This is a genomic window from Elusimicrobiota bacterium, assembly GCA_041660925.1.
Classification (GTDB): domain Bacteria; phylum Elusimicrobiota; class Elusimicrobia; order UBA1565; family UBA1565; genus JBAZUV01.
This window is the reverse complement of sequence record JBAZVI010000011.1, coordinates 21,546-44,599: the sequence shown is the minus strand read 5'-3', so window position 1 is coordinate 44,599 and position 23,054 is coordinate 21,546. Positions and strand designations below refer to the sequence as shown.

The 23,054-nt window shown below is 70.9% G+C and carries 22 protein-coding genes; 11 read left to right on the top strand and 11 right to left on the bottom strand.

What is annotated here, in order from left to right:
- Positions 1–109: 109 nt before the first annotated feature.
- The 7 genes from hemE (at position 110) to WC969_13875 (ending at position 9,175) form a co-directional block, all read left to right on the top strand.
- Positions 110–1,126, top strand: coding sequence for a uroporphyrinogen decarboxylase (gene hemE, locus WC969_13905; protein ID MFA6030945.1), 1,017 nt, complete (start codon positions 110–112; stop codon positions 1,124–1,126).
- Positions 1,123–2,058, top strand: a complete 936-nt coding sequence (gene hemH, locus WC969_13900) for a ferrochelatase (GenBank protein MFA6030944.1) — start codon at positions 1,123–1,125, stop codon at positions 2,056–2,058. The genes hemE and hemH overlap by 4 nt, the downstream gene beginning before the upstream one ends.
- Positions 2,059–2,224: 166 nt before the next feature.
- Positions 2,225–3,742: a protoporphyrinogen oxidase gene (gene hemG / locus WC969_13895; GenBank protein ID MFA6030943.1), complete on the top strand. Its 1,518-nt coding sequence runs from the start codon at positions 2,225–2,227 to the stop codon at positions 3,740–3,742.
- A gap of 64 nt (positions 3,743–3,806) precedes the next feature.
- A complete protein-coding gene (locus WC969_13890; GenBank protein MFA6030942.1) occupies positions 3,807–6,761 on the top strand; it encodes an insulinase family protein in 2,955 nt (984 codons plus the stop codon).
- A gap of 17 nt (positions 6,762–6,778) precedes the next feature.
- Positions 6,779–7,960 carry a DUF2142 domain-containing protein gene (locus tag WC969_13885; protein MFA6030941.1) on the top strand — a complete coding sequence of 394 codons (1,182 nt, stop codon included), beginning with the start codon at positions 6,779–6,781 and terminating at the stop codon, positions 7,958–7,960.
- 222 nt (positions 7,961–8,182) lie between these two features.
- Positions 8,183–8,959, top strand: coding sequence for an exodeoxyribonuclease III (locus WC969_13880; protein MFA6030940.1), 777 nt, complete (start codon positions 8,183–8,185; stop codon positions 8,957–8,959).
- A gap of 27 nt (positions 8,960–8,986) precedes the next feature.
- Positions 8,987–9,175, top strand: a complete 189-nt coding sequence (locus WC969_13875) for an addiction module toxin, HicA family (GenBank protein ID MFA6030939.1) — start codon at positions 8,987–8,989, stop codon at positions 9,173–9,175.
- Between the two features lie 408 nt (positions 9,176–9,583).
- Here WC969_13875 and WC969_13870 read toward each other — a convergent pair whose 3' ends face one another.
- On the bottom strand, positions 9,584–10,411 hold the full coding sequence (locus WC969_13870; GenBank protein ID MFA6030938.1) for a sulfite exporter TauE/SafE family protein: 828 nt from the start codon (positions 10,409–10,411) through the stop codon (positions 9,584–9,586).
- Positions 10,408–11,082: a hypothetical protein gene (locus tag WC969_13865; GenBank protein ID MFA6030937.1), complete on the bottom strand. Its 675-nt coding sequence runs from the start codon at positions 11,080–11,082 to the stop codon at positions 10,408–10,410. Before WC969_13865 ends, WC969_13870 begins: the two co-directional genes overlap by 4 nt.
- Before the next feature lie 115 nt (positions 11,083–11,197).
- Here WC969_13865 and rlmN point away from each other — a divergent pair, with 115 nt between their 5' ends.
- From rlmN to WC969_13850, 3 genes are all read left to right on the top strand, one after another.
- Positions 11,198–12,301: a 23S rRNA (adenine(2503)-C(2))-methyltransferase RlmN gene (rlmN, locus tag WC969_13860; protein ID MFA6030936.1), complete on the top strand. Its 1,104-nt coding sequence runs from the start codon at positions 11,198–11,200 to the stop codon at positions 12,299–12,301.
- A gap of 395 nt (positions 12,302–12,696) precedes the next feature.
- Entirely contained in the window at positions 12,697–13,119 is a 423-nt protein-coding gene (locus WC969_13855) for a J domain-containing protein (protein MFA6030935.1), read from the top strand.
- A 44-nt stretch (positions 13,120–13,163) separates the two neighbouring features.
- On the top strand, positions 13,164–13,622 hold the full coding sequence (locus WC969_13850; protein MFA6030934.1) for a hypothetical protein: 459 nt from the start codon (positions 13,164–13,166) through the stop codon (positions 13,620–13,622).
- A 94-nt stretch (positions 13,623–13,716) separates the two neighbouring features.
- Here the strand turns inward: WC969_13850 and WC969_13845 are convergent, their stop codons facing one another.
- Positions 13,717–14,448: a hypothetical protein gene (locus WC969_13845; protein ID MFA6030933.1), complete on the bottom strand. Its 732-nt coding sequence runs from the start codon at positions 14,446–14,448 to the stop codon at positions 13,717–13,719.
- 134 nt (positions 14,449–14,582) lie between these two features.
- Positions 14,583–15,215 (bottom strand): hypothetical protein, encoded by a 633-nt coding sequence (locus tag WC969_13840; GenBank protein ID MFA6030932.1) that lies wholly within the window; start codon positions 15,213–15,215, stop codon positions 14,583–14,585.
- A 163-nt stretch (positions 15,216–15,378) separates the two neighbouring features.
- On the opposite strand from WC969_13840, the gene WC969_13835 reads away from it, so the two are divergent.
- A complete protein-coding gene (locus tag WC969_13835) occupies positions 15,379–15,723 on the top strand; it encodes a diguanylate cyclase (protein ID MFA6030931.1) in 345 nt (114 codons plus the stop codon).
- 126 nt (positions 15,724–15,849) lie between these two features.
- On the opposite strand, the gene WC969_13830 is transcribed toward WC969_13835, so the two are convergent.
- The 7 genes from WC969_13830 to WC969_13800 all read right to left on the bottom strand — a co-directional run bounded on the left by WC969_13830 (position 15,850) and on the right by WC969_13800 (position 23,054).
- Positions 15,850–17,040 carry an HRDC domain-containing protein gene (locus WC969_13830; protein MFA6030930.1) on the bottom strand — a complete coding sequence of 397 codons (1,191 nt, stop codon included), beginning with the start codon at positions 17,038–17,040 and terminating at the stop codon, positions 15,850–15,852.
- Positions 17,037–17,858 (bottom strand): pyrroline-5-carboxylate reductase, encoded by an 822-nt coding sequence (proC, locus tag WC969_13825; GenBank protein MFA6030929.1) that lies wholly within the window; start codon positions 17,856–17,858, stop codon positions 17,037–17,039. Before proC ends, WC969_13830 begins: the two co-directional genes overlap by 4 nt.
- Positions 17,859–18,178: 320 nt before the next feature.
- Entirely contained in the window at positions 18,179–19,411 is a 1,233-nt protein-coding gene (locus tag WC969_13820) for an aspartate kinase (GenBank protein ID MFA6030928.1), read from the bottom strand.
- 292 nt (positions 19,412–19,703) lie between these two features.
- Complete coding sequence (gene thrB, locus WC969_13815; protein MFA6030927.1) at positions 19,704–20,648, bottom strand: homoserine kinase; 945 nt, start codon at positions 20,646–20,648, stop codon at positions 19,704–19,706.
- Positions 20,645–21,766 (bottom strand): threonine synthase, encoded by a 1,122-nt coding sequence (thrC, locus tag WC969_13810; GenBank protein MFA6030926.1) that lies wholly within the window; start codon positions 21,764–21,766, stop codon positions 20,645–20,647. Before thrC ends, thrB begins: the two co-directional genes overlap by 4 nt.
- Complete coding sequence (locus WC969_13805) at positions 21,763–22,161, bottom strand: ACT domain-containing protein (GenBank protein MFA6030925.1); 399 nt, start codon at positions 22,159–22,161, stop codon at positions 21,763–21,765. Before WC969_13805 ends, thrC begins: the two co-directional genes overlap by 4 nt.
- Complete coding sequence (locus WC969_13800) at positions 22,098–23,054, bottom strand: homoserine dehydrogenase (protein ID MFA6030924.1); 957 nt, start codon at positions 23,052–23,054, stop codon at positions 22,098–22,100. The genes WC969_13805 and WC969_13800 overlap by 64 nt, the downstream gene beginning before the upstream one ends.

Here is a 23,054-nt window from a genome sequence, read left to right as displayed (position 1 = left end):
CCTTCCCCGCGGGGCGAAGAGGACTGCTGAATCGTTGGGTCAGCCCCCTTCCCTGCCCTTCCCCGTGGGGGAAGGCAGTAAGGAAAGAAATGTATATACTTATGAAGGTATGCGCTTTATAAAAGCCTGCCGACGCGAGAAGACGGACGCGACCCCCGTCTGGTTCATGCGCCAGGCCGGACGCTACATGCCGGAGTACCGGGCGCTGCGCGCGAAGTGGACGCTCCTCGAGATGTGCGAGCGGCCCGAGCTCGCCGCCGAGGTCTCCCTCCAGCCCCTGCGCCTGGGCGTGGACGCCGTCATCCTCTTCGCCGACATCCTGCTCCCCGTGCGCCCGGTGGGCGTGAAACTCGAGTTCGTGAAGGGGGAGGGCCCGGCGTTGACGCCGGCCGTGCGCACGGCCGGGGAGATCGACGCGCTGCGCGACTTCGACCCCGCCTCCGAGCTCTCCTACGTCATGGGGGCCCTGCGCATCCTGCGCCGCGAGCTCGAGGGGAAGGTCCCGCTCATCGGCTTCGCCGGGGCGCCCTTCACGCTGGCCGCCTACCTCGTCGAGGGCGGCCCTTCCGAGGACCACGCGAAGGTGAAGGCCATGATGCGCTCGGAGCCCGCGCTCTGGGACCGCCTCATGAGGAAGCTCTCGAAGGTCACGGCCGACTACCTGCTCGCGCAGGCGGCGGCCGGCGCGCAGGTCCTGCAGCTCTTCGACAGTTGGGCCGGCGCCCTCACGCGCGAGGAGTACGTCCGCTGCGTGCAGCCGCATTCGCGGGCGGTGTTCTCGGCCGTCGCGAAGGCCGGCGTCCCGCTCATCCATTTCGGCACGAACACCGGGCCCTTCCTCGAGGACCTGCGCGACGCCGGCGGCGACGTCATCGGCGTCGACCACCGGGTCCCGCTCGACGAGGCCTGGAAGCGGATCGGCTGCGACCGCGCCGTGCAGGGCAACCTCGACCCGGAGGCCCTGCTCGGCCCCCGCGACGAGCTCCTGTCCAAGGTCGACGAGGTCCTGCGCCGCGCCGGCGGCCGTCCCGGCCACATCTTCAACCTCGGCCACGGCATCCTGCAGCAGACCCCCGTCGAGAACGTCCGGGCCGTCGCCGACCGGGTGCACGAGAAGACGGCTTGAACGCGCCGACCAAGGCCGCCGTCCTCCTCATGGGCTACGGGGCGCCCCGCGGCCTCGACGACGTCCCCGCCTACCTTTCCGAGATGCGCGGCGACAGGTCCATGCCGGAGCCTGTGGTCCGTGAAGTCACCGAGCGCTACCGCCGCATCGGGGGGAGCTCGCCGCTGCCGGCCATCCTCGAGCGCGTGCGCGAGAGCCTGCAGGAGTCTCTCGGGGGGCCCTACGACGTCTACCTCGGCATGCGCTACGGGGAGCCGTCGCTGCGCTCGGCCGTCGAGGGGGCGGTCGCGGACGGCCATGCCAACGCGCTCGCCCTGCCCCTCTCGCCCTACCAGTCCCGCATGACCGACGAGGCCTACCTCGAGAAGGCGCGCGCCTGCGCGGCCGCGGCGGGCGGACGGCTCGCTTTCTTCCCTCCGCCGGCCTGGCACGCGCACCCGCTGCTGGTGCGCGCCTACGCCGAGCGCCTGCGCGAGACCCTCTCGGCCGTCCCCGAGGCGAATCGCGGACGCACCTTCGTCCTCTTCACCGCGCACAGCCTCCCCGCCTCCATCGTCGAGGAGGGGGACCCCTACGCCGAGCAGCTGCGCCTGACCTGCGCCGCCGTGGCCCAGGAGGCCGGGATCTCGGAGTGGATGCTGGCCTACCAGAGCCGCCCTCAATCCCAGGCCCCTGGCGCCGCCTGGCTCGGACCCGAGGCCGGCGAGCTCATCGACGCGGCGGCCGGCTCGGGCGCCGACACCGTGGTCCTCGACCCGGTCGGCTTCCTCGCCGACAACCTCGAGACGCTCTACGACGACGACGTCCTGCTGCGCGAGCGGGCCGAACGCAAGGGGCTTTCCTTCCACCGCGTGGCCGCTCTCAACGACGACGTGACCTACATCCGCGCGCTCGCGGCCGTCGTGCGGGCGTCCTTCGCACCCTTATCATGAGGGCTTCTTTCCCTCATTGTCCTCCCCTGCGGGAGTGCGAGCTAACAGATTCCTTGCCGCGCTCGCTCCCGGCGCCGAAGGCGGCGGCGAGGGTAGGGAGAGGGGGCTCTTCTTGGTTGAGCTCCCCCTCTCCCCGCCCCTCTCCCGCAGGAGTCTTCCTGAATATATGAGGGTCCTCGTCATCGGGGGAGGCATAACCGGCCTCAGCTGCGCTTACGACCTCCTCAAGGCGCAGGGGGCCTCCCGGCCCTGCTGCGCCGGACCCGCCTCGGCCGCGGCGGCGAAGGGGAAGGACGGCCTCGAGGTGGCCCTGCTCGAAGCCTCGGGCCGCCTGGGCGGCAAGGTGCTCGGCGACGAGCTCCTCGGCGTGCCGCTCGACGCGGGCCCCGACTCGATCCTCTCCACCCGTCCCTGGGCGCTCGAGCTCGCGCGCGAGCTGGGCCTCGGCGAAGAGGTCCTCAGCACCGAGCGCAAGGTCCGCCACGTCTATCTCTACGCGCGCGGACGCCTGCACCTCTACCCCGAGGGCGTGATGATGCTCATGCCCTCGAAGGTACTCCCTTTCCTGCGCTCCGACCTGATGACCATGCCGGCGAAGCTGCGCATGGCCTGCGAGGCCTTCGTCCGGCCCATGACGCCGGGCCGGGAGGAGTCCATGGCCGCGTTCGCCCGCCGCCGCTTCGGCGAGGCGGCCGTGCGGAGCATCGTCGAGCCGGCGCTGGCCGGCATCTATGCGGGCGACCCCGAGCAGCTCAGTCTCGACTCCACCTTCCCGATGCTGCGCGACTATGAGCAGCGCTTCGGCAGCGTGCTGCGCGGGCTCTACCTCGGGCCCCGGCGGCCGCGGCCGGCCCCCGGCGCCCCGACCATGTTCATCACCTTCCGGCGCGGCATCGCCCAGCTCTCCGAGACCCTCGCCGAACGCGTGCGCCCCTGCGTCCGCCTGAACGCGCGCGTCCTCGCGCTTCGCCGCGAGGGCGGCGTCTGGAAGGCCGCGCTCGAAAGAGGGGAGACCCTCGAGGCCGAGCGGATCGTCATGGCCGCGAGCGCCGACGCCGCCGCGCCCATGCTGCGCGACCAGGACGCCGCGCTCGCCGACGCGCTCGGAGGCTTCGAGTTCTCATCGACCGCCGCCGTGAACCTCCTCTATGCTCCCTCGGCGCTCGAGCGCATCCCGCCCGGCTTCGGCTTCCTCGTGGAGCGGGGGGCGGGCGCCGCGGGGACCCCGCAGGACCCCGCGGCACGGGCCGAAGGGAGCACGACCGCGGCCCGCGTTTCTCTCACCGCCGCGACCTTCGTCTCGCGCAAGTTCCCCGGCCGGGCCCCGGCCGACAAGGTCCTGCTGCGCGCCTACCTCGGCGGGCGCGGCCGCGAGGCCCCGCTCGGCTCCGACGACGAGACCCTTCTGCGGACCGTGCGCGCGGACCTGCGGACGATCCTCGGGCTCGAGGAGGCGCCGCTCGGCGCGAAGGTGCACCGCTGGACGAAGGCCAACGCCCTCTACAACGTGGGGCACGCCGGCCGCGTCGCGGCCGTCGAGCGGCGCGCCGGCGCCCAGGAAGGGCTGCTCTTCGCCGGCGGCTGCTACCGCGGCATCGGCGTGCCCGAATGCGTGCGCTCCGGCCGCGAGGCGGCGCGCCGCGTGCTTTCGACGTCCGGCGCCCTGACGGGCGCCGTCGTATAGTCGGGAAGCCCGAAGGGCTTCCCGACGGGGTTGAGAAAAGTCGTTCCAGGACAGGAGGGCGGATATGAAGTTCAGAAAGTCTGTGCTCATCGCGGCGTTCGCGTTCGTCGGTTGGACCTGCGCGACGCTCTCGGCGGCCGGTCTCGGCGTCGAGGCCGCGCCCGCGCCGAAAGCCGCGGCCCCGCGGGCCGCGATGGCCCCCCCGAAGCTCGTCGAGACCCCTCTCCCCGGCGACGCGCTCGGCGTCACCGTCCACCGCCTCAAGAACGGCCTGACGGTCTATCTGAGCCCGAACCACGAGCAGCCGCGCGTCGCCGCCTGGATCGCCGTGCGCGCCGGAAGCCGCCACGACCCGGCCGACAGCACGGGCATGGCGCACTACCTCGAACACATGTTCTTCAAGGGCAGCTCGAAGCTCGGCACGCTCGACTTCGGCAGGGAGAAGGAGCACCTCGACGCCATCAGCCGGCTCTACGAGGAGCACTTCGTCACGACCGACACGGCGAAGCGCAAGGACATCTACGCGCGCATCGACCGGGAGAACGCCGAGGCCGCCAAGGCCGAGGTCCCCAACGAGCTCGACAAGGTCTACAAGGCGCTGGGCTTTCGCGGCATCAACGCGTTCACCTCCAACGAGATGACGGTCTATGTCTCCGACCTGCCGAAGAACCGCCTCGAGACCTGGGCGAAGCTCGAGAGCGACCGCTTCGCGCACCCGGTCTTCCGGCTCTTCCAGACCGAGCTCGAGACCGTCTACGAGGAGAAGAACCGCTCCAACGACAACCCCGGGCGCATCCTCAACGAGGCGCTCGACGCGGCCCTTTACGGGGAGCACCCCTACGGCCGCACGACGCTCGGCTCCATCGAGCACCTCAAGAACCCCTCGCTGAAGAAGATGTACGAGTTCCAGGCCCGCAACTACGTGCCCAACAACATGGCGCTCGCGCTCGCCGGCGACTTCGACCGTAAGGAAGCGCTCGCGCTCGTCGAGAAGTGGTTCGGGACCTGGACGCCGAAGCCGGTCGAGCCGCCGCCGGCCTACGCCCTGCCGGCGCTTTCCGCTCCCAAGCGCGTCGAGGTCCAGTACGAGGCCGAGGAGATGGCGATCGTCGCCTGGCCGCTGCCCCCCTACGGGCATCCGGACCGCGACGCCCTCACCGTCATGGACATGGTGATGGACAACTCGGAGTCGGGCATCGTGAACCTGACCCTCAACCAGGCCCAGAAGGTGAAGCGGGCCGGCTCCGGCACCGACTTCATGAACGAGGCGGGCTCCTGGAGTCTCTGGGTCGTGCCGAAGGACAGCCAGACTCTGGAGCAGGCCGAGGCCCTGCTCATGGGGACGGTCGCCAAGCTCAAGGCCGGCGAGTTCTCCGACGGGGACCTCAAGGCCATCATCACCAACTTCGAGATCTCCGAGAAGCGCAAGCAGGAGGGCAACGAGGCGCGCGTCGGAGAGCCGGGCTACGCGTTCATCCACGGCGAGGAGTGGGAGCATGCCGTCACCCGCCTCGAGCGCCTGCGCAGGGTGACGAAGGCCGACGTCCTGCGCGTCGCGGGGACGTATCTCGGCGAGGGGCGCGTCGTCGCGTTCCGGCGCCGCGGCAAGCCGGAGATCCCCTCCATCCAGAAGCCGGGCTTCTCGAAGATCGAGATCGCGCGCGACCGCGAGTCGGCGTTCGCGAAGGACCTGCTCGCCATGCCGGCCAAGCCCATCGAGCCCCGCTGGCTCGAGGCGGGCCGCGATTACAAGGTCGTGAAGACCGCCTTCGGCGAGCTCGTCTACGCGAAGAACCCCTTCAACGACCTCTTCTCGCTCGACCTGCACTTCGAGCGGGGCCACAAGCACGCGCGCGAGCTCTGCGCGGCGTTCGACCTCCTCGAGCTCTCCGGGGCCGGGGACCTGAGCGCCGAGGCGTTCAAGAAGAAGCTCTACGCGCTCGGCACCTCCATCGGCTACGGCTGCGGCGAGCAGTCCTCCTCGGTGCACGTCTCCGGCCTGGAGAAGAACCTCGAGGAGTCCCTGCGGCTCATGCGTCTGCGCTTCGCGAGCCCGAACCTCGAGGCCGACACGCTCAAGAAGATGGTCGAGGTGCGCATCGGCGCGCACAAGGACAACAAGGTCAACCCGGGCTACGTCTCCTACGCGCTCGGCGAGTGGGCCGCGCGCGGCAAGGAGAGCGGCGTCCTCGCCGAGCTCTCCGACGCGGAGCTCAAGGCGCTCGACGAGGGGAAGCTCAAGGCCCTGCTCAAGGACTTCCTCGGCTGGCGCCACCGCGCCGGCTACGTCGGGACGCTTCCCGAGGGGAAGGTCGCGGGCCTGCTCGACCTTCCGGGCGCGGCCTGGAAGCCGACGCCCGAGTACCGGCCGCTGACCTACCGGCATCCCGAGGGGCCCGAGGTCTTCTTCACGCACCGCGACATGGTGCAGTCGCAGGTCGGGCTCATCGCGGCCGACGAGGTCTACGACCCGGCCAAGGCCGTCGACTACAACTACTACTCCGACTACATGGGCGGGGGGATGAGCGCGGTGCTCTTCCAGGAGATCCGCGAGGCGCGTTCGCTCGCGTACTCCGCGCAGGGCGGCTACACGACGGTGAGCCACAAGGGCGACTTGAACCGCCTCTGGGGCCGCCTCGGCACGCAGGCCGACAAGACCATCGAGGCGACGACGCTCCTGCGCGACCTGCTCACGAAACTGCCGCCCGCCGAGGACCGCTTCCGCGAGACCAAGCGGGGCATCGAGGAGCGCTATCGCACCTCGCCGGTCGAGTTCCGGGACATCCCCGGGACCGTGCTCTACTGGGAGGACATGGGCTTCGCGAAGGACCCGCGGCCCGAGCGCTTCCAGCGGGCCCTCGGCTACCGCTTCGAGGAGCTCGTCGGCTTCGCGAAGCGCTTCGAGTCGAAGCCGAAGACCCTCTACATCCTCGGCAACCGGAGCCGGGTGGACCTCGAGGGACTGAAGAAGCTCGGCGCTTATAGCGAGAAGAGCTTGTCGGAGATCTTCCCATACTGAGCTTCGATGGGACGGGCGTGAGCCGCGGCGCCGGACGCGCGGCGCTCACGCTCGTCCTCGCCCTTCACCTCGCGCTCGCGCTCGCCTTCAACGCGCGCGTGCCGCTCGGCGGCGCACCCGACGAGCCGGCGCACGCGGCCTGCGTCGAGTCCCTCCTGCACGGCCGCCTGCCGGTCTGGGACTGGCCCGCGCGGCCCGAGGGTTACGAGGCCCACCAGCCCCCGCTCTACTACGCCGCGGCGGCGCTCTGGGACCTGCCTCTGCGGGGGACGCATCCGGCGCTGCAGCTGCGCTGGCTGCGCGTCTTCTCGACCTTCCTGCACCTGCTCGCTCTGCTCTGCATCTGGCGCATGGCCCGCCTCTGCCTCGGCCCGGGCGTGGCGCTCGCCGCGACGGCCGCCGCGGCGGCCCTGCCGATGTTCGCCTTCATCGGCGCGAGCGTCAGCAACGACGCGCTGGCGAACCTCGCCGGGTCGCTCCTGCTCTGGCGCTGGCTCGAGGAACGCCGGACCCCGGGGGGGAAGGGCCAGGCGCTGCGGCTCGGCGCCCTCATCGGGCTGGGGCTCAACGCCAAGGCGACGCTCGCGGCCCCCGCGCTCTGCGTGTTCGTCGAGCGCGTATGGGCCTGGCGGCGCGAGGGCGGAACGAAGGCGGCCCTCGCGCGCGCGGCGCTCCTGGGTGCTGCGGCCCTCGTGCTCTGTCTCCCGCTCTTCGCGCGCAACCTGACGCTCTACGGCGACCTCTGGGGGCTCGCGCGCACCGCGCTCTACGACCCCCAGCGCTTCGGCTGGGCGCGCCTGCCGGAGTGGTGCGTCCTCTTCTTCCAGAGCTTCTGGGGCCGCTTCGGCTGGATGACGAACCCGCTGCCGGGCTGGAGCTACCTCCTCCTGCTCGCGCTCAGCGCGCTCGCGCTCGCGGGGTTCGTCAAGGAGCGGCGGCGCATGCTCTCGGGAGACGCGGGGGTCCTGCTCCTGTTCTTCGGGGGGGTCCTGGCGCAGACCTTCTGCTACGGCTTCCTGCGCTCCTTCCAGCCCCAGGCGCGCTTCTCCTTCGTCGCGCTCGGCGCCTGGGCCGTGCTCTTCGTCATGGGGCTGGAGGCGTGGGGGGAGGCGCTCCCTCCCGCCGCGCGCCGCGCGGTCGGCGTCCTGCTCGCGCTCGGGGCCCTCGGCCTCGACCTGCTCGCGCTGCGGGCTCTTTAACCTTAGGCGACGGCGCCGCGGACGATCATGGCCAGGGCGGCCATGGCGAGGACGATGAAGGCGGAGGTCACCGCGTAGTACTTGTCCTGTGTTTCGGTCATAGAGGAAGTGTAGCCGCATCCTGGGCGGCGGGCATGGGGCGCCCGGGCACCCGGCGGCGCGGCAATCGGCCCAGGCGCGGGGACCGGATGGTCTGGGCCTTCAAAAAGTTAGAATCACGGCATGGCCAAGGTCCGATTGCTTTCGTGGAACGTCAACGGCCTGCGCGCGGTGGGCCGCAAGGGCTTCGTCGACTGGTTCAAGAAGGAGAAGCCCGACGTGCTCTGTCTGCAGGAGACCAAGGCCGAGCCCGCGCAGCTCGACGAGGAGCTCAAGGCCGTCCCCGGCTATGCGGCCGAGTTCGCCTGGGCCGAGAAGAAGGGCTACAGCGGGGTCGGGACCTACTCCCGTCCCGCTCCCTCGGCGGTCGAGCGCGGCCTCGGGGTCGCGGAGTACGACCGCGAGGGGCGCGTGCTCGTGCACCGCTACCCCGAGTTCACCCTCTTCAACGTCTACTTCCCCAACGGCAAGGCGAGCCCCGAGCGGCTCGACTTCAAGATGCGCTTCTACGAGGATTTCCGCAAGCTGCTCGGCCGCTTGCGGAAAAGGGGGGAGAAGCGGCTCGTCGTCTGCGGCGACGTGAACACCGCGCACCGCGAGATCGACCTCGCCCGCCCCAAGGAGAACGCCGGCTCCTCCGGCTTCCTTCCCGAGGAGCGCGCCTGGATCGACCGCCTGCTCGCCGACGGCTTCATCGACACCTTCCGCGAGTACGAGAAGGGGCCCGGGCACTACAGCTGGTGGGACATGGTGACCCGCGCTCGGGACCGCAACGTGGGCTGGCGCATCGACTACTTCTTCGTCTCGGAGGAGCTGCGGCCGCATCTCGCGGGCGCGGCCATCCGTCCCGAAGTGATGGGCTCCGACCACTGCCCGGTGGAGCTCACCCTGACTTTTTAGCTAGAGTATGTCCCTCAGGGGGCTTTTATGAAGCGCAAAGACCTCATCCGTCACCTTCTCGACAACAAGTGCGTCCTTCTCCGGGAGGGCGGCAAGTATTCCGTCTTCCAGAACCCGGTCAACGGCAAAGAAGTCCCGGTCACCCGGCACCTCGAGCTCGCGGACTTCGCCGCCCGCAAGATCTGCAAGGAACTCGAGATTCCGTTGATGCACTGAGGGTCTTTTTTCCCTAACTCCCCTTCCTTCGGGAGGGGGAAGGGGGAGGGAGGACTGTCCGTTCGTCTTGGAAGGTCGATTATTGTAGGTGCCGGCCACTTGGGAGGGGTACCCCCCCACCCTTCCCTCCCCCGCAGGGAAGGGAGTTAGGGAAACTGTCGCTATCCTCTCAACCCTAACCCTATCCCCGCACACATCAATAGCAGCACTGCGCACGCATATAGCGCAAACTTCCGCTCGCCCCGTCGAGCGAACGTCCCCGCCATCGCCGCGACCCGCAGAAACGGCGTCGCCACGAGGAGGACGACGCCCGCCCGCACGAGCGCGTTGGAGCCGGAGAGCAGCCCGGCGGCGACGAGCGCCCCGCTGCCCCAGGCGCCGAGTGCGAGCACGCGTCCGACGAGGGCCTCAGCGCCCAAGGGCCCTCCTCAGCATCTGGATGCCGATGAGCAGCGTGAGCGCGGCGAAGACGCGGCGCACGGCCCGGTCGCTCAGGCGCCGGGAGACCTTGAGCCCGAGCATGGAGCCGCCGAGCACGCCGAGCGTCACCGTGCCGGCGAATTCGACGGGGACGTCGCCGCGGGCGAGGTAGACGGCCGCGCCCGCGCCCGCCGTGGCCCCGATCATGAGGTTGCTCGTCGCGGCGGCCGCCTTCATCGGCACGCGCCCGAGCAGGTGGAGGGCCGGGACCTTGAGGATGCCTCCGCCGACCCCGAGCAGGGCCGAGAAGATCCCCGCCGCGAAGGATACGACGGCGACCCAGGGCAGGCGCTCGACCGAGTAGGAGACGCTGCGGCCCGAGGCGGGGTCGTGGTATTCGCCGCCGAGCGGGTCCCGCGCCTTCAGGGGCGCGAGGTCCTCCGGCCCCCCCCGGGGACCCTTCCAGAGGAGGAGGGAGTTCGCGAAGAGCAGGATCGCGAAGAGTCCGACGAGCAGCGAGGAGGAGAGCAGGCCCGCGAGCGAAGCCCCGAGCAGAGCGCCGCCGACCGTGGCCGGTTCGAGGACGATCCCCAGGCGCATGTTGGCGAGACCGCGGCCGACGTTGACCGAGGCCGCGGCGCTCGAGGTGGCGACGACCGCGACGAGGCCGATCCCCGCGGCCGCGCGCATGGGGAGGCCGTAGAGCAGCACGAGCGCGGGGATGAGGAAGATCCCGCCGCCGAGTCCGAGCAGGGCGCCGACGAGGCCCGCGGCGCCGCCGCAGGCGAGCAGTCCGGCCGGATGCAGGAAGCTCATCGGGGCAGCGTGCGCAGCAGCGCGACCAGGCGGTTGCAGGCGGCCACCAGGCCCTCGATGCGCGGGGTCATGAAGGGGGTGAAGGCGTCCTCCGGGCCCCGCGGATGGTGGAGCACGGAGCAGTACTCCCCGACGTTGCGCTGGAGGCGGCGCAGGACCGCGCTCAGGCGCCGAGGGGTCAGCTTCCGGCGCTCGGCGATGCGGTAGAGCGTGACGAAGTCCAGCCGCGCGTAGAACTCCTTGACCATGCGCTCCCAGGACGGGCGGCGCTTCTCGGGCGGGAGCTGCTCCTCGTCGAGCATGCGGTGCACGCAGAGGTGCTTGAGGCCCTGGCGCAGGCGCGTGCGCCCTTCCAGAGTGCTCAGGCGCTCGAGGGTCAGGTCGTAGACCGCGTCCACGAAATCGCACGGGGAGAGGTAGCGCTCGAGCAGGAAGCAGAAGTCCTCGAGGGCCTTCTCGTCGATCCGGCCGGCCTCGGCGCGGACGAGGAAGTCCGCCAGCGCGTCGTCGTAGAGCTGCTGCTTGAGCGTGTAGAGCGGCGGCTCGATCTCGCGCAGCTTGGCCGTCAGGTACGGCAAGGGATCGTCGGCCTCCTGCGGCTTTCGCACGCGCCAGTCGCAGAAGTCGGCCAGGCGCGCGAGGACGAAACTCTGCAGGCGCATGTCGGCCATACCTCCAATATATAGCGCGCTCGAGGCGCTCGCGCAAGGCGCAAAGGTGAAAGGTGTGGGGGCAGCCCCCCGGAGGCAGGTGTCATCGTCCTCATGGAAGTCGTAGAATCATCTCATGGACGCCCGCAAGGTGCGCAAGACGCTCGAGCGGCTCGGAGCCCCGGAGTACCGGCTGCGCCAGGTGCTCACGGGCGTGTTCCGCGACGGCGTGCGCTCCTACGCGGAGATCACGACCCTGCCCGCGCCCATGCGCGCGGCGCTCGAGAAGGATGCGCCGCTCCTCTGCCTCTCCCAGGCCGAGCTCCACTCCTCCTCCTCCGGGGACGCGCACAAGGCCCTGCTGCGCCTGCACGACGGACGCCTCATCGAGACCGTCCTCATGCAGCCCAAGCCGGGCAAGTCCTGGAGCGCCTGCGTCTCCTCCCAGGTCGGCTGCGCGCTCGGCTGCACGTTCTGCGCGACGGGCAGGATGGGGCTGCTCCGCAACCTCGGGCCCGAGGAGATCTGCGACCAGGTCCTCTTCTGGAAGCAGTTCCTGAAGGCCGGGAAGGCGGCTTCCTTGTCGGGTCCGGGCGTGTCGGGTCCGGTGCCGGAGGAGAAGGGTCTGCTCGTCGAAGGGACGCTCGACCACATCGTCTACATGGGGATGGGAGAGCCCTTCAACAACTACGAGGCGGTCGCCGAGAGCCTGCGTCGTCTCACGGACCCCGACCTCTACAACATCGCCGACCGGCACATCGCGGTCTCCACCGTGGGCCTTCCCGGCGGGATCGACCGCTTCAGCGAGGACTTCCCGCAGGTCAACCTCGCCATCTCCCTGCACGCGGCGACCGACACCCTGCGCGAGAAGCTCGTCCCCGCGGCCAAGACCTATCCGCTCTCCCGCATCGGCGCCGCGCTGCGCTCCTCGCTCAAGCGCAAGCGGCGCAAGGTGTTCATCGAGTGGGTCCTGCTCCGGGGCGTCAACGACGGCCTCGACCAGGCCAAGGCCCTGGTGCGCTTCATCCGCGCCACCGGCGAGGAGTACCTGCTCCACGTCAACCTCATCGTCTACAACCGCGCCGGGGCCGAGTTCGAGCCGTCCGAACCCCCGGCGGTCAACGCCTTCCGCGACCACCTCAAGACCTGCGGGATCTCGGTCACCGTCCGCAAGAGCCTCGGCGCCGACATCCACGGGGCATGCGGACAATTAGCGACCCCAAAAAGACGCGCCCAGTAACCCTTCCTTAACTCCCTTCCCTGCGGGGAAGGGTTGGGAAGGGGGGATCTCCCAAGTAGAAGGCCCGCTTTCGCGGGCTTTATCTTTTGTGGGTACCCCCTACCCCGCTCTCGGCGGCACCCCGGCGTTGGAAGCGCGTAACGGAAGATCCCCCCACCCCCCTAGGGCCCCCTCCCGCAGGAGGGGGAGATAAGGAATGGGTAATTAGACGTACCAAAAGAAACGCGGCGGGAAGGGAGAACCCGCCGCGCATCTTTCGTTCCTAGGGGAACGCCGAGCAGTTGTCGTACGAGAACGCCTCAGCTGTTGTCCTTCACGAAGAGCATAGCCCCGGGGCGTTTCGGATTTGTTGCGGCGTTCTGCTATCATCCAGGAATCCCGGCTGGGATTCCTGGATGGACATAGATAAGGCGTATACGATTCTCGGAGTGGTCCCCGGCGTCGACCCGAAGGAGGTCCAGCGGGCCTATCGGCGGCGCGCCCTCGAATTCCATCCTGACCGCGTCGACGCCCGGGACGCGGAGTACTTCTCGCGGAAGTTCATGGAGATCCGCGACGCCTACGAGCTCCTGCGCAAGAGCGGCTTCCCCGTGCCCGAGCCGGAGACGGTCGTCGAGGAGCCCGAGTACTTCCGTGCGGCCGGCCGCTCCTTCAAGCTCCGCCCCAAGGACGAGGCCTTCCAGAAGGTGCGCTTCAGCACCGGCAACGAGATGTCCCCGGCGACGATGCTGTTCTGGGGCGTGTTCATCCCGCTCTGCGCCGTCGCCATCGTCCTCTTCCTGCGCTTCCTGATCCGCCAAGAGATACCTGCTCCTTGAGCGCGGTCCTTGCGGAGGAGCGCGCCGGCGGCTATACTCCGCCCATGCAGAGTTTTCTAAAGACCGGGTTCCTCCTCGCGGCCGCGCTCTTCTTCGTGTCCTGCACCTCCTCCGACTCCGGGGACACCGACGTCCCCGACATCACCGGGCCGTGCGCGGGCCGCAACCAGCGCTGTACCTCCAGCGCCGATTGCTGCGGCACCCAGCTCTGCAACGCGAACAAGGTCTGCTCCAACGGCGACTGCCAGGGGAAAGGGACGCGCTGCACCTCCTCGTCCCAGTGCTGCGGCTCCTACGCGTGCACCAAAGGCGTGTGCGGAGGGGGGAGCGCCGCCTGCGTGGGGAGAGGCGCCTCCTGCGGCGCTTCGAGCGACTGCTGCGGCACGCTCACCTGCTCGGACGGACAATGCACCGACGGCGGCTGCGGCGGCCAGGGCTCCCAGTGCACGACGGCGTCGCAGTGCTGCGGCATCCTGACCTGCTCCGGCGGCCTCTGCCGCTAGTCGGGAATCCGTTGCGCGGATTCCCGCGCGCTTAAGCAAGTCTCCCTGAAAGACGAGGCACCGGCCGCATCCGGCCGGTGCCTCGTCTTTCAGCCTATTTGCGGCCGGAGGAGGTGAGTGCGCGCAGGGTCTGCGGATTCCTGGACAGGAAGCTCGCGGCGGAGGGGTCTCCCGTCAGGCCGGCGAGCAGCCGGGGGTCCGAGAGCGCGGACTGGATCCCCGGGCAATCGAGCATCTTTCGGAGCATCGGACTGCCGAGGAGGTCCCGCACGAGCGCCGCGTCCTGGAGCGCCGGGCTGGAGAGGAACGCCCGCACGACGTCCTTGTTCGTCAGGATCGACCGGGCGACGGAAGAATCACGAAGAGCGGCGCGCACGAGCGGGGAATCCAGATAAGAGTCCACTTGCCGGGGGTCGTTGAGAAAGGCCCTCATCGCGCGCGGGCTGCGCAGGGGGCTCCGGTCGGACATGAAGTCGGAGGGGCGGCTCAGGAAGCGCGTCAGCAGCGAGCTCCTGCGCGGCGCGGGCGCGGCGCGCGGGACGGTCCGCGAGGCGGCCGGCGCGGCGGGACCGCGTGCGGCGCTCCGGAGCTCGCCGCGCGGGGAGAGAGGGGGCTCCGGGAGAGCGGCGGGTTCGAGGTGCGCGGGCGCCTGCGCGACGGGAACGGCCGCCGGCTCGAATGGGGGCGGGGCGCTCTGGAGGTCGAAGGCGCTGGAGGCCTGAGGTGTCGGCTCCATGTCGGATGGACGCTCACGGAACGCCCGCCCGATGAAGAACGCGGCGCTGAACAGCGCGAGAACGCCGACGGCGGAGAGCGCGGCCCGCATGGCCCGGGAGGATAGCATGCGCCGCCGCGTCCGGGTATGAGTCTTCGGACCCGCATGCGAGGACGGTCTATGGCCGGGGGGATGCGTCACGGTGAGGACATTTAACTAAATAGGCGGGAATCTTCGGCGGGAGCTCAGCGGACCGGGAGGGGCTTGAGGTCCTTCAGGGACTTCGCCTGCGAAGGGGCCGGGGAGGCGGGGGTCGCAGGGACCCAGTCGCGCACGTCGACGGCGGCTCCGGAGTCTTCCGAGCCGTCGGCGCCGCCGAGCGCGCCGCTGACGAGGTTCCCCTCGAAATCGGTGTTCGCCGCGCCTTCCAGGAGCCCCCGGATGGGCGAGCCCGCGACGACGCTCCTGCCGGAGGCCCAGCGCTCCTTCACGGAGTCCGGCATGGCCGGCGCGTCGGCGAGACCCGCGACCTGCGGGCCGGCGACCTGAGTCTCGGTCTTCAGGCGCAGGAAGGCCGCGAAGGCTTCCGGTCCCTCCCGGAGCGCGCCGAAGACCTCCGCCCAGCCGGCCTCCGAGAGTCCCGCGCTCTGCGCCGTGAAGGCCAGGAAATGCCCGGGGACCATGCCGGCCGACTCGCGTACGACCAGCCGCAGGCGCGGTCCGAAATCGCGGGGGAGCAGGGAGGCCTTCACGCCGGCGCGGCCCATGTGCAGGAGCACCTGGTCGGAGAAGGCGGAGGCCTCGGCCGCGACCGGCGCGGGGAGGGTTTCGGCGCTCAGCGGGGCCGTCGCCAGCAGGAGCAGGATGAGGCCCTTCATGGCGATAGTGTGGCTCGAAAGGCCCAGGGGGACCTCTATCCAGAGGCCTATGTCCGGCTAGGTCCAAGGACCTATTCGTCGCGCAGCGACCCCGGCGAAGCCGAGGGGCGGTATGGAGGAGGTGGTTCTAAAAGTGTAGAACCTCGGGACCGGGAGGAACATCATGAGGAAGGGACTCTGGATCGAAGAGCTGCCGCTCGCCGTGACCGTCTGCGACCGCGCCGGGAAGGCCCTGGAGATGAACCGGAGGTCCGCGGAGACGTTCGCGAAGGACGGCGGCCGACGGCTGCTCGGGACCAACCTGCTCGACTGCCACCCCGGGCCCGCGCGCCGGAAGATGAAGGCCCTTCTGCGTTCGGGGAGTGTGAACGTCTATACCATCGAGAAGAAGGGGAAGAAGAAGCTCATCTGGCAGGGGCCGTGGTACAGGAGAGGGAAGCTGGCGGGGCTGGTGGAGCTTTCTATCATGCTGCCAGCGAAAGTACCGCATTTCATCAGGAAGCCTTAAGTCCTCTCCTTTGCAGGAGGAGAAAGAAGAAGGCCCGCATTTAGCGGGCCTTCTTCGTTTGTGGGCCCCCTTCTCTGCCCCTCCCCGTGGGGGAGGGCAATGAGGAAGGGGTAGGTGCGGGCCTCCCTAGCGCCGCCCTCGCCGACGTTTTCTTCCAGGCGGCGCTTGGTGGGCCAAGGACTCTCTTAATAGGGCCTTCAGCTGTTCCCCATAGCTCTCGCGTTTGAAGTCGCTGAGTGAGACGAGCCACGAGGCCTCGTCCTCGGATTTCGAGGGCGCCTCGGCGAGGGACTTCACCTCGTCGGTCTCCAGGATCACCACCGGGTTCACGCCGCGCTCGTCGGCGAGCTTCTTGCGCCACGCGCGCAGGAGCTCGTAGCGGCGGGCGGTGCCCGCGTCCCAGCGGCTGCCGGCGGGGCGCTCCGGCGGTCGGTCGATGGGCTCGGCCGCGAGGCCGCGCTCGATGGCGGCGAGCAGGCCCTCGGCGAAGTGTTCGAAGAGGTACGGGGTCATCCCCAGCACGTTCTGCAGGTGCTCGCGGGTGCTCGGCCGGTCCGCGGCGATGACCGCGAGGATCTGCTCGGGCATGACGCGGAAGGCGGCGCGGTCCAGCTCGCAGGCCGTGCGCTCGCGGAAGATGTAGAGCTCCCTGAGGACGGCGCGGCCGACGGGCGTGAGCTCGCGGGCGCCGGAGAGGCGCCAGAAGTCGTCGGGGTCGAACTCGCGCGGCTTCGTGACGACGCGCTCGAGGCGCCGGAAGGTCTCGCGGGCCTCCTCGAGGAGGCCGCGTTCGATGAGCTCGGCCTCGATCTTGTCGCGCAGGCGCAGCAGGAAGTGCGTGTCGAGCCGGGCGTACTGGAGCTGCTCGTCGCTCAAGGGGCGCTTGCCCCAGTTGGCGCGCTGGAGCTTCTTCGAGAGGGCGACCCCGAAGTGGTGCTCGATGAGCGGCGCGAGGCCGAGCTTCGCGGAGCCCATGGTGCGCGCGGCGGCCATCGTGTCGAAGAGCCCGCGTATGGAGAAGTTGAAGTCGGTCCTCAGGCGCAGGAGGTCGTACTCCGCCGCGTGGAAGACCTTCTCGATGGCGGGGTCGGCGAAGATGTGGCGCAGCGGCGAGAGGTCCTTGGCCGCGAGCGGGTCGACGATGAAATCCTCCTTCTCGGAGGAGAGCTGGAGCAGGCAGGTCTTCTCGTGGTACACGTAGAAGCCGTCGGACTCGAGGTCCACGGCGATGCGCTGCTCTCCGGTGAGGCGCTCGGCGAGCCACTCGATGTGGCTGATGGTGGTGAGGATGCGGACCGGCGGGAGGTTGCTGATCATCCGTAGATCTCGCTGAGCTCGCGCGCCCGCTTCGTCGCGGTGACCACGGCGTCGATGAGCACGGTGCGAAGCCCCTTGGACTCGAGCTCGTGGACCGCCGCGATGGCCGTCCCTCCGGGCGTCGTCACCTCGTCTTTGAGGATGGCGGGGTGCTTGCCCGTCTCGCGCACCATCTTGGCGGCGCCGAAGACGGTCTGCGCCGAGAGCCGCCGCGCGACGTCGCGCGGGATGCCCATCTTCACGCCGCCGTCGGTCATGGCCTCGATGACCATGTAGACGTAGACGGGGCCGGAGCCGGAGAGGCCGGTGACGGAGTCCATGAGGTTCTCGGCGACGGTCTCGACGCGTCCCACCGCCCCGAAGACGGCCTCGGCGAGCTTCATGTGCTCGGGGCCGGCGTGGGCCCCGGCGGCGATCGCGGTCGCGCCCTCGTCGACGAGGACCGGGGTGTTCGGCATCGCCCGCACGACCGGGGCGGGCTTGCCCAGGCGGCGCGCGATGGAGTCCGTGGTGATCCCGGCCATGACGCTGAGGATGAGCGCGCCCTCCTGGAGGTCCGGGGCGATCTCCTCGAGCACCGCGGCCGACTGCTGGGGCTTCATCGCGAGCAGGACGATGTCGGCGCCCTTGACCGCCTTGCGGTTGTCGACGGCGGTATGGACGCCGAGACGGCGGTGGAGGTCTTCGAGCGCCTCGGCGTTGCGGCGCGAGGCGGTGATGTTCGCCGCGGGCAGCAGCTTGGCGCGCAGCAGGCCGCCCATGAGGGCGGATCCCAGGTGTCCGGCTCCGACGACGGCGAGCTTCTTGCGGGCGAGCATGAGGGTCTCCTAGTGCTCCGACTGGGTAATTATGGACGTTTTGACCGGGCGATTTCGGCCGTCCGGCAAGGCGCGAGGAGCGAGCATAGCGTGAGCTATGTGAGCGACGAGCAACGCGGCTGGCGGCCGAAAGCGCCCGGCCCCTATCTGGGAAGTTTCGCCGCCGGCGGCGGCGAAACTATCGTGGAAGGGGAGGCCCGCCCCTGGGCGGCTTCCGCGTCGCTCCTCCCTCAGATAGCTCAAGCTATCTTCGGTCGTCGCTCCTCGAATCCGCATCAGGCTCGGGCCTCCAAAACGTTCATGATTACCCGGTCGGAGCACTAACGGCTCCGTCTCTTCCCGCGCTTCGCGCGCGCGAGTCCGAAGGCCTTGTGCAGGGCGCGCAGCGCGGTCTCCGCGTGGCGCCCGTCGACGACGGCGCAGATCTTGAGGTCCGAGGCGCTGATCATCTGGATGTTGACCCCGGCGTCGGCGAGGGTGCCGAACATGCGGGCGGCGATCTCCGCGTGGCGCCGGAAGCCGGTCCCGACGATGGCGATCTTCGCGACGCCGTCGTGGACGTCGACGCGCTCGGCGCCGATGCGCCGGGCGACGGCCTCGAGGGCCGCCTTGGCGGCGGCCGCCCCGGCGCGCGGGGTCATCAGCGAGATGTCGTTGACCCCGGCGTGGGTCGGTGCCGACTGCACGACCATGTCGGCCGGGACGTCGCGGGCGGCGAGCTCGGTGAGCACGCGCGCGGCGACCCCGGGGCGGTCGGGGACGCCGACCACGGTGAGCCGGACGTCGCCCTTGTCGAGGGCGAGGCTGACGACGACGGCGTCTTCCATGGGATCCTCCCGGGCGGGCTCGATCCAGGTGCCGGGGACGTTCTGGAACGAGGAACGGACGTGGATGCGCACGCCGTAGCGGCGGGCGACGTCGATGGAGCGGGCCTGTAGGACCTGCGCGCCGGAGTCCGCGAGCTCCAGCATCTCGTCGAAGGAGACCCGCGCCAGCTTGCGGGCGTCGGGCACGATGCGGGGGTCGGCGGTGTAGACCCCCTTCACGTCGGTGAAGATCTCGCAGCGGCCGGCGCGCAGGACGGCGGCGAGGGCGACCGCGCTGAGGTCCGAGCCGCCGCGGCCGAGCGTCGTGACCTCGGCCTTGGGGTCCTCCCCCTGGAAGCCGGCGACGACGACGATCTTCCCGAGCGCGAGCTCGCGCAGGACGCGCTCCGGGCGGATCTCGAGGATGCGCGAGCGGGTGTGGCGCTCGTCGGCCCGGATGCCGGCCTGCGGGCCCGTCAGCGAGACCGCGGGGAAGCCCAGGCGCCGGCAGGCCATCGCGAAGAGCGCGATGCTCATCTGCTCGCCGACGGCGAGCAGGGCGTCGAGCTCGCGCGGGTCCGGGTCCTCGTCGACGCGGCGGGAGAGCGCGATGAGTTCGTCGGTCATCTCCCCCGGGGCGGAGACGACGACGACGACGCGGCGGCCCCGGCGGCGCTCGGCGGCGGCCCGTCCGGCGGCCCGGAGGATCTTCTCCGGGTCGGCCACCGAGGTGCCGCCGAACTTCATCACGACGACTTCGCCCGGCGCTGCGACCGGCGTATAACGGCCCTTTGGGAGGCCCGAGGTCGAGGTGAGCGCAAGGCGCGAGGACCGAGGATAGCGTGAGCTATCTGAGGGAGGAGCAACGCGGCGGTCGCCCGACATCGGGCCTCCCGCCTTATGGGCGGGCCGCGCGCTTCCGGGCTGCGCCTGCGTTGCTCGTCGCTTACGATGCTTCAGCATCGCGCGCTCCTCGCGCCTGGGCTCGCTCCGGAAATCGCGCGGCCGAAAGGGCCGTTATACGCCGGTCTCAGCGCATTCATTCGATCTCGATGCGCGCTCCCGTGGTCTCGACGTCGAGGGCGAGGTAGCGGCTCTCGACCCCGGAGCGGAAGAAGGCCTTCTGCATCTCGCGTCCGACCTTGGCCTGTTTGGGGCCGCGCAGGGTCAGCGCGAGCATCGTGGGGCCCGCGCCGGAGACGGCGGCGCCGAAGGCGCCGGCGCGCAGGGCGGCCCCGAGGACGGCGTCCATCCCGCGCATGAGCGCGCGGCGGTAGGGCTGGTGCAGGACGTCCTGCATGGCGACCCGCAGGAGCCCGAGCTCGCCGCGCTCGAGGGCGGCGATGAGCAGGGCCAGGCGCGAGGAGTTGTGCACGGCGTCGGCGAGGGCGACGCGCGCGGGCAGGACGCGTCGGGCCTTGTCGGTGGGGACCTCGTAGTCGGGGATGCAGACGACGACCCCGAGGTCCTTGGGGATGCGCAGCTTGAGCCAGAGAGGGCGGGCCGCGTCGAGCACGGAGACGCAGAGGCCGCCGTGGAAGGCGGGGACCGCGTTGTCCGGATGACCCTCGAGGACGCAGGCCTTCGCCAGGGCGTCCTGGACCGTCAGGTCGCGGAAGTCGCGCAGCGCCGCCGCCGCGAGCACTCCGGCCAGGCGCGCCGCGGCGCTCGAGCCCAGTCCGCGCGCGAGGGGGATGCGGTTGCGCATGCGCAGATGAAGCGCGTAGGGGAAGCGGGACTTGGGCAGCACTTGGCGGAAGGACTGGACGACGAGGTTCTTCTCGCCGCGCGGCAGGCGCGCGAAGCCCTCGCCTTCGACCTCGCAGAGGACCTCCCCGTGCTCGGGGCACCAGGAGAGCTCGAGGTCGTTGTAGAGCTTCAGGGCCATGCCCAGGCAGTCGAAGCCGGGGCCGAGGTTGCTGGTGCTCGCGGGCACGCGGACCCGGATGCGGCGGCGCAGCCGTTCGGGGGAGATGACGCTCATGCGGCCTCCTTCAGGGCTTTGAGGACGGCGCTCAGGCGCGGCTCGACGGTCCTCGTCCGGATGCGGAGAGTGAGGGGGGTCTCCGGGTCCTTGAGGCCGTGGCCCGTGAGGATGACGGCGATGCGCAGGTCTTTCTCCGCTCGCATCGTCCCTTCGGCGCTATGGCCCGCTGAAGGGGCGCGCAGGCGGGCTCTTCGGGCCGCGCTCATCCGGCGGAAGCCGCCCGCGCGGGCGAAGCGCAGCAGCCCGGCCGCTCCCGCCGCGCTCGAGGGCTCGCAGAAGACCCCCTCATGCTCGGCGAGGAAGCGCCAGGCGGAGAGGATCTCGCGGTCGGAGACCGCGCCGATCATGCCGTCCGACTCGTCGCGGGCGCGCAGGGCGCCTTCCCAGGAAGCGGGGCGGCCGATGCGGATGGCGGTGGCCACGGTCTTCGGCCGCTCGACGGGACGGCCGTGCACGAGAGGGGCGGCCCCGGCGGCCTGCCAGCCCATCATGCGCGGGCGCCGTCCGCCGAGCTCGGTGTAGCCGAGCCAGTAGGCGGTGATGTTGCCGGCGTTGCCGACCGGCATGAACTGGAGGTCGGGCGCGCGGCCGAGCCCTTCGGCGACCTCGAAGGCCGCGGTCTTCTGCCCCTGGATGCGGTAGGGGTTCAGCGAGTTCACGAGCGTCCAGCCCGCTTCCCGCGCCGCTTCGCGGGCCAGGGTGAGCGCCGAATCGAAGTTCCCGCGCACCGTGAGGACCCGCGCGCCGTGCATGAGGGCCTGCACGAGCTTCCCCGCGGCGACGGCCCCGGCGGGCAGGAGCACCGCGCAGGGCAGGCCGGCGCGGGCCGCGTAGGCCGCTGCGGAGGCGGCGGTGTTCCCCGTCGAGGCGCAGAGCAGGCCCCGCGCGCGCTCCTCGAGCGCCTTGGAGACGGCGAGCGTCATGCCGCGGTCCTTGAAGGAGCCGGTCGGGTTCATCCCCTCGAGCTTGAGGTGCACGGCGCCCTCGGGGAGCCCGCAGAGGCGCGCGAGGCGCGGGGCGCTCACGAGCGGGGTTCCTCCCTCGTGCAGAGTGACGATCGGCGTGCGCGGGCCGACCGGCAGACGCCGTCGGTAGCGTTCGATGAGTCCTTTCAATCCAGCAGCCTCATGCAGAAGGGACGGCCGCGGGCGGCGCCGAGCCGCGCGACGGCGGCGAGCGCGGCGCGCATCGCACGCGCGCAGAGCGGGTGGGTGACGAGCATGACCGCGGCGGCGCCGCCGCAGGGGCGTTCCTGGTGGATCTGCGCGATGGAGACGCGGCCGCGGGCGAGGGCGCCGGCGAGCGCGGCGAGGGCGCCGGGCCGGTCGGCGAGGCGCAGGCGCAGGTAGTGGGAGGCCGGGGCGGACGCCCGGATGCTCAGCTCCGCGCCGGCCGGGGAGGGCTGGACGGGGCGCCGGGCGGGGGCCAGGACGTCGCGCGCCGCGCTCAGGACGTCGCCGAGGGTCGCGCTCGCCGCCGGGCCGGGGCCGGCGCCGAGCCCGTAGAACATGAGGTCGCCGGCCGGGTCCGCGTCGACGAGGACGGCGTTGTGGCGCCGTGGACGCCCGCGAGCGGATGGCGCAGGGGGACCAGCGCGGGGCCGACGCCGGCCTCGACGCGCCCGCCGTCGAAGACCAGGGTCCCGACGAGGCGCGGGGTGCGTCCGAGCTTGTCGAGGGCGAAGCGGATGTCGCGCGGCTCCAGGGCCTCGATGCCCGCGCGTTCGATGAGGCGCGGGGGGAGCCAGCGGCCCGCGACCGTGGAGGCCAGCACCGAGAGCTTGTGCGCCGCGTCGTGGCCGCCGAGGTCGAGGGAGGCGTCGCGCTCCGCCAGGCCGAGGGCCCGCGCCCGGGCCAGCGCCTCCGGCAGCGTCTTCCCGCCGTGGATCATCTCGGTGAGGACGAAGTTCGTGGTGCCGTTGAGGATGCCGCGCAGGGAGAGGATGCGGTCGGCGGCGAGGCCCTCGCGCAGGGCCTGCAGGACGGGGATGGCGCCCGCGACCGAGGCCTCGTAGTAGAGGCGCCCCGGGCCTCCGGCGGCGCGCGCGAGCTCGGGCCAGCGCTCCGAGACGAGCAGCTTGTTCGCCGTCACGAGCCGCCGTCCCGAGCGCAGGGCGGCGAGGGCGAGCGAGCGGGCGGCCGAGCCGCCGCCGAAGAGCTCGACGACGACGCCCACGGAGGGGTCCCCGAGGAGCTCGCGCCAATCGGCGGTCCGGCGCACCGAGGAGGGAAGGCCGAGGCGGCGGGCCTCGGCGGCGGCGCGGCGGTCGCAGACGGCCGCGAGGCGCAGGTCGGCGCCGAGGGCGGCCCGGAAGGACGCGCGACGCGCGAGGAGCAGGCGCGCGACCTCGCGGCCGACATTGCCGAGACCGGCCACTGCGACGCCGATGGAGGGTCCTTTCAT

Coding starts and splice junctions, on each gene's coding strand:
- hemE (MFA6030945.1), top strand. CDS start 110: ATGCGCTTTATAAAAGCCTGCCGACGCGAGAAGACGGACGCGACCCCC.
- hemG (MFA6030943.1), top strand. CDS start 2,225: ATGAGGGTCCTCGTCATCGGGGGAGGCATAACCGGCCTCAGCTGCGCT.
- WC969_13890 (MFA6030942.1), top strand. CDS start 3,807: ATGAAGTTCAGAAAGTCTGTGCTCATCGCGGCGTTCGCGTTCGTCGGT.
- WC969_13880 (MFA6030940.1), top strand. CDS start 8,183: ATGGCCAAGGTCCGATTGCTTTCGTGGAACGTCAACGGCCTGCGCGCG.
- WC969_13875 (MFA6030939.1), top strand. CDS start 8,987: ATGAAGCGCAAAGACCTCATCCGTCACCTTCTCGACAACAAGTGCGTC.
- WC969_13870 (MFA6030938.1), bottom strand. CDS start 10,411: ATGAGCTTCCTGCATCCGGCCGGACTGCTCGCCTGCGGCGGCGCCGCG.
- WC969_13865 (MFA6030937.1), bottom strand. CDS start 11,082: ATGGCCGACATGCGCCTGCAGAGTTTCGTCCTCGCGCGCCTGGCCGAC.
- rlmN (MFA6030936.1), top strand. CDS start 11,198: ATGGACGCCCGCAAGGTGCGCAAGACGCTCGAGCGGCTCGGAGCCCCG.
- WC969_13855 (MFA6030935.1), top strand. CDS start 12,697: ATGGACATAGATAAGGCGTATACGATTCTCGGAGTGGTCCCCGGCGTC.
- WC969_13850 (MFA6030934.1), top strand. CDS start 13,164: ATGCAGAGTTTTCTAAAGACCGGGTTCCTCCTCGCGGCCGCGCTCTTC.
- WC969_13845 (MFA6030933.1), bottom strand. CDS start 14,448: ATGCGGGCCGCGCTCTCCGCCGTCGGCGTTCTCGCGCTGTTCAGCGCC.
- WC969_13840 (MFA6030932.1), bottom strand. CDS start 15,215: ATGAAGGGCCTCATCCTGCTCCTGCTGGCGACGGCCCCGCTGAGCGCC.
- WC969_13835 (MFA6030931.1), top strand. CDS start 15,379: ATGAGGAAGGGACTCTGGATCGAAGAGCTGCCGCTCGCCGTGACCGTC.
- WC969_13830 (MFA6030930.1), bottom strand. CDS start 17,040: ATGATCAGCAACCTCCCGCCGGTCCGCATCCTCACCACCATCAGCCAC.
- proC (MFA6030929.1), bottom strand. CDS start 17,858: ATGCTCGCCCGCAAGAAGCTCGCCGTCGTCGGAGCCGGACACCTGGGA.
- WC969_13820 (MFA6030928.1), bottom strand. CDS start 19,411: ATGAAGTTCGGCGGCACCTCGGTGGCCGACCCGGAGAAGATCCTCCGG.
- thrB (MFA6030927.1), bottom strand. CDS start 20,648: ATGAGCGTCATCTCCCCCGAACGGCTGCGCCGCCGCATCCGGGTCCGC.
- WC969_13805 (MFA6030925.1), bottom strand. CDS start 22,161: ATGTTCTACGGGCTCGGCGCCGGCCCCGGCCCGGCGGCGAGCGCGACC.
- WC969_13800 (MFA6030924.1), bottom strand. CDS start 23,054: ATGAAAGGACCCTCCATCGGCGTCGCAGTGGCCGGTCTCGGCAATGTC.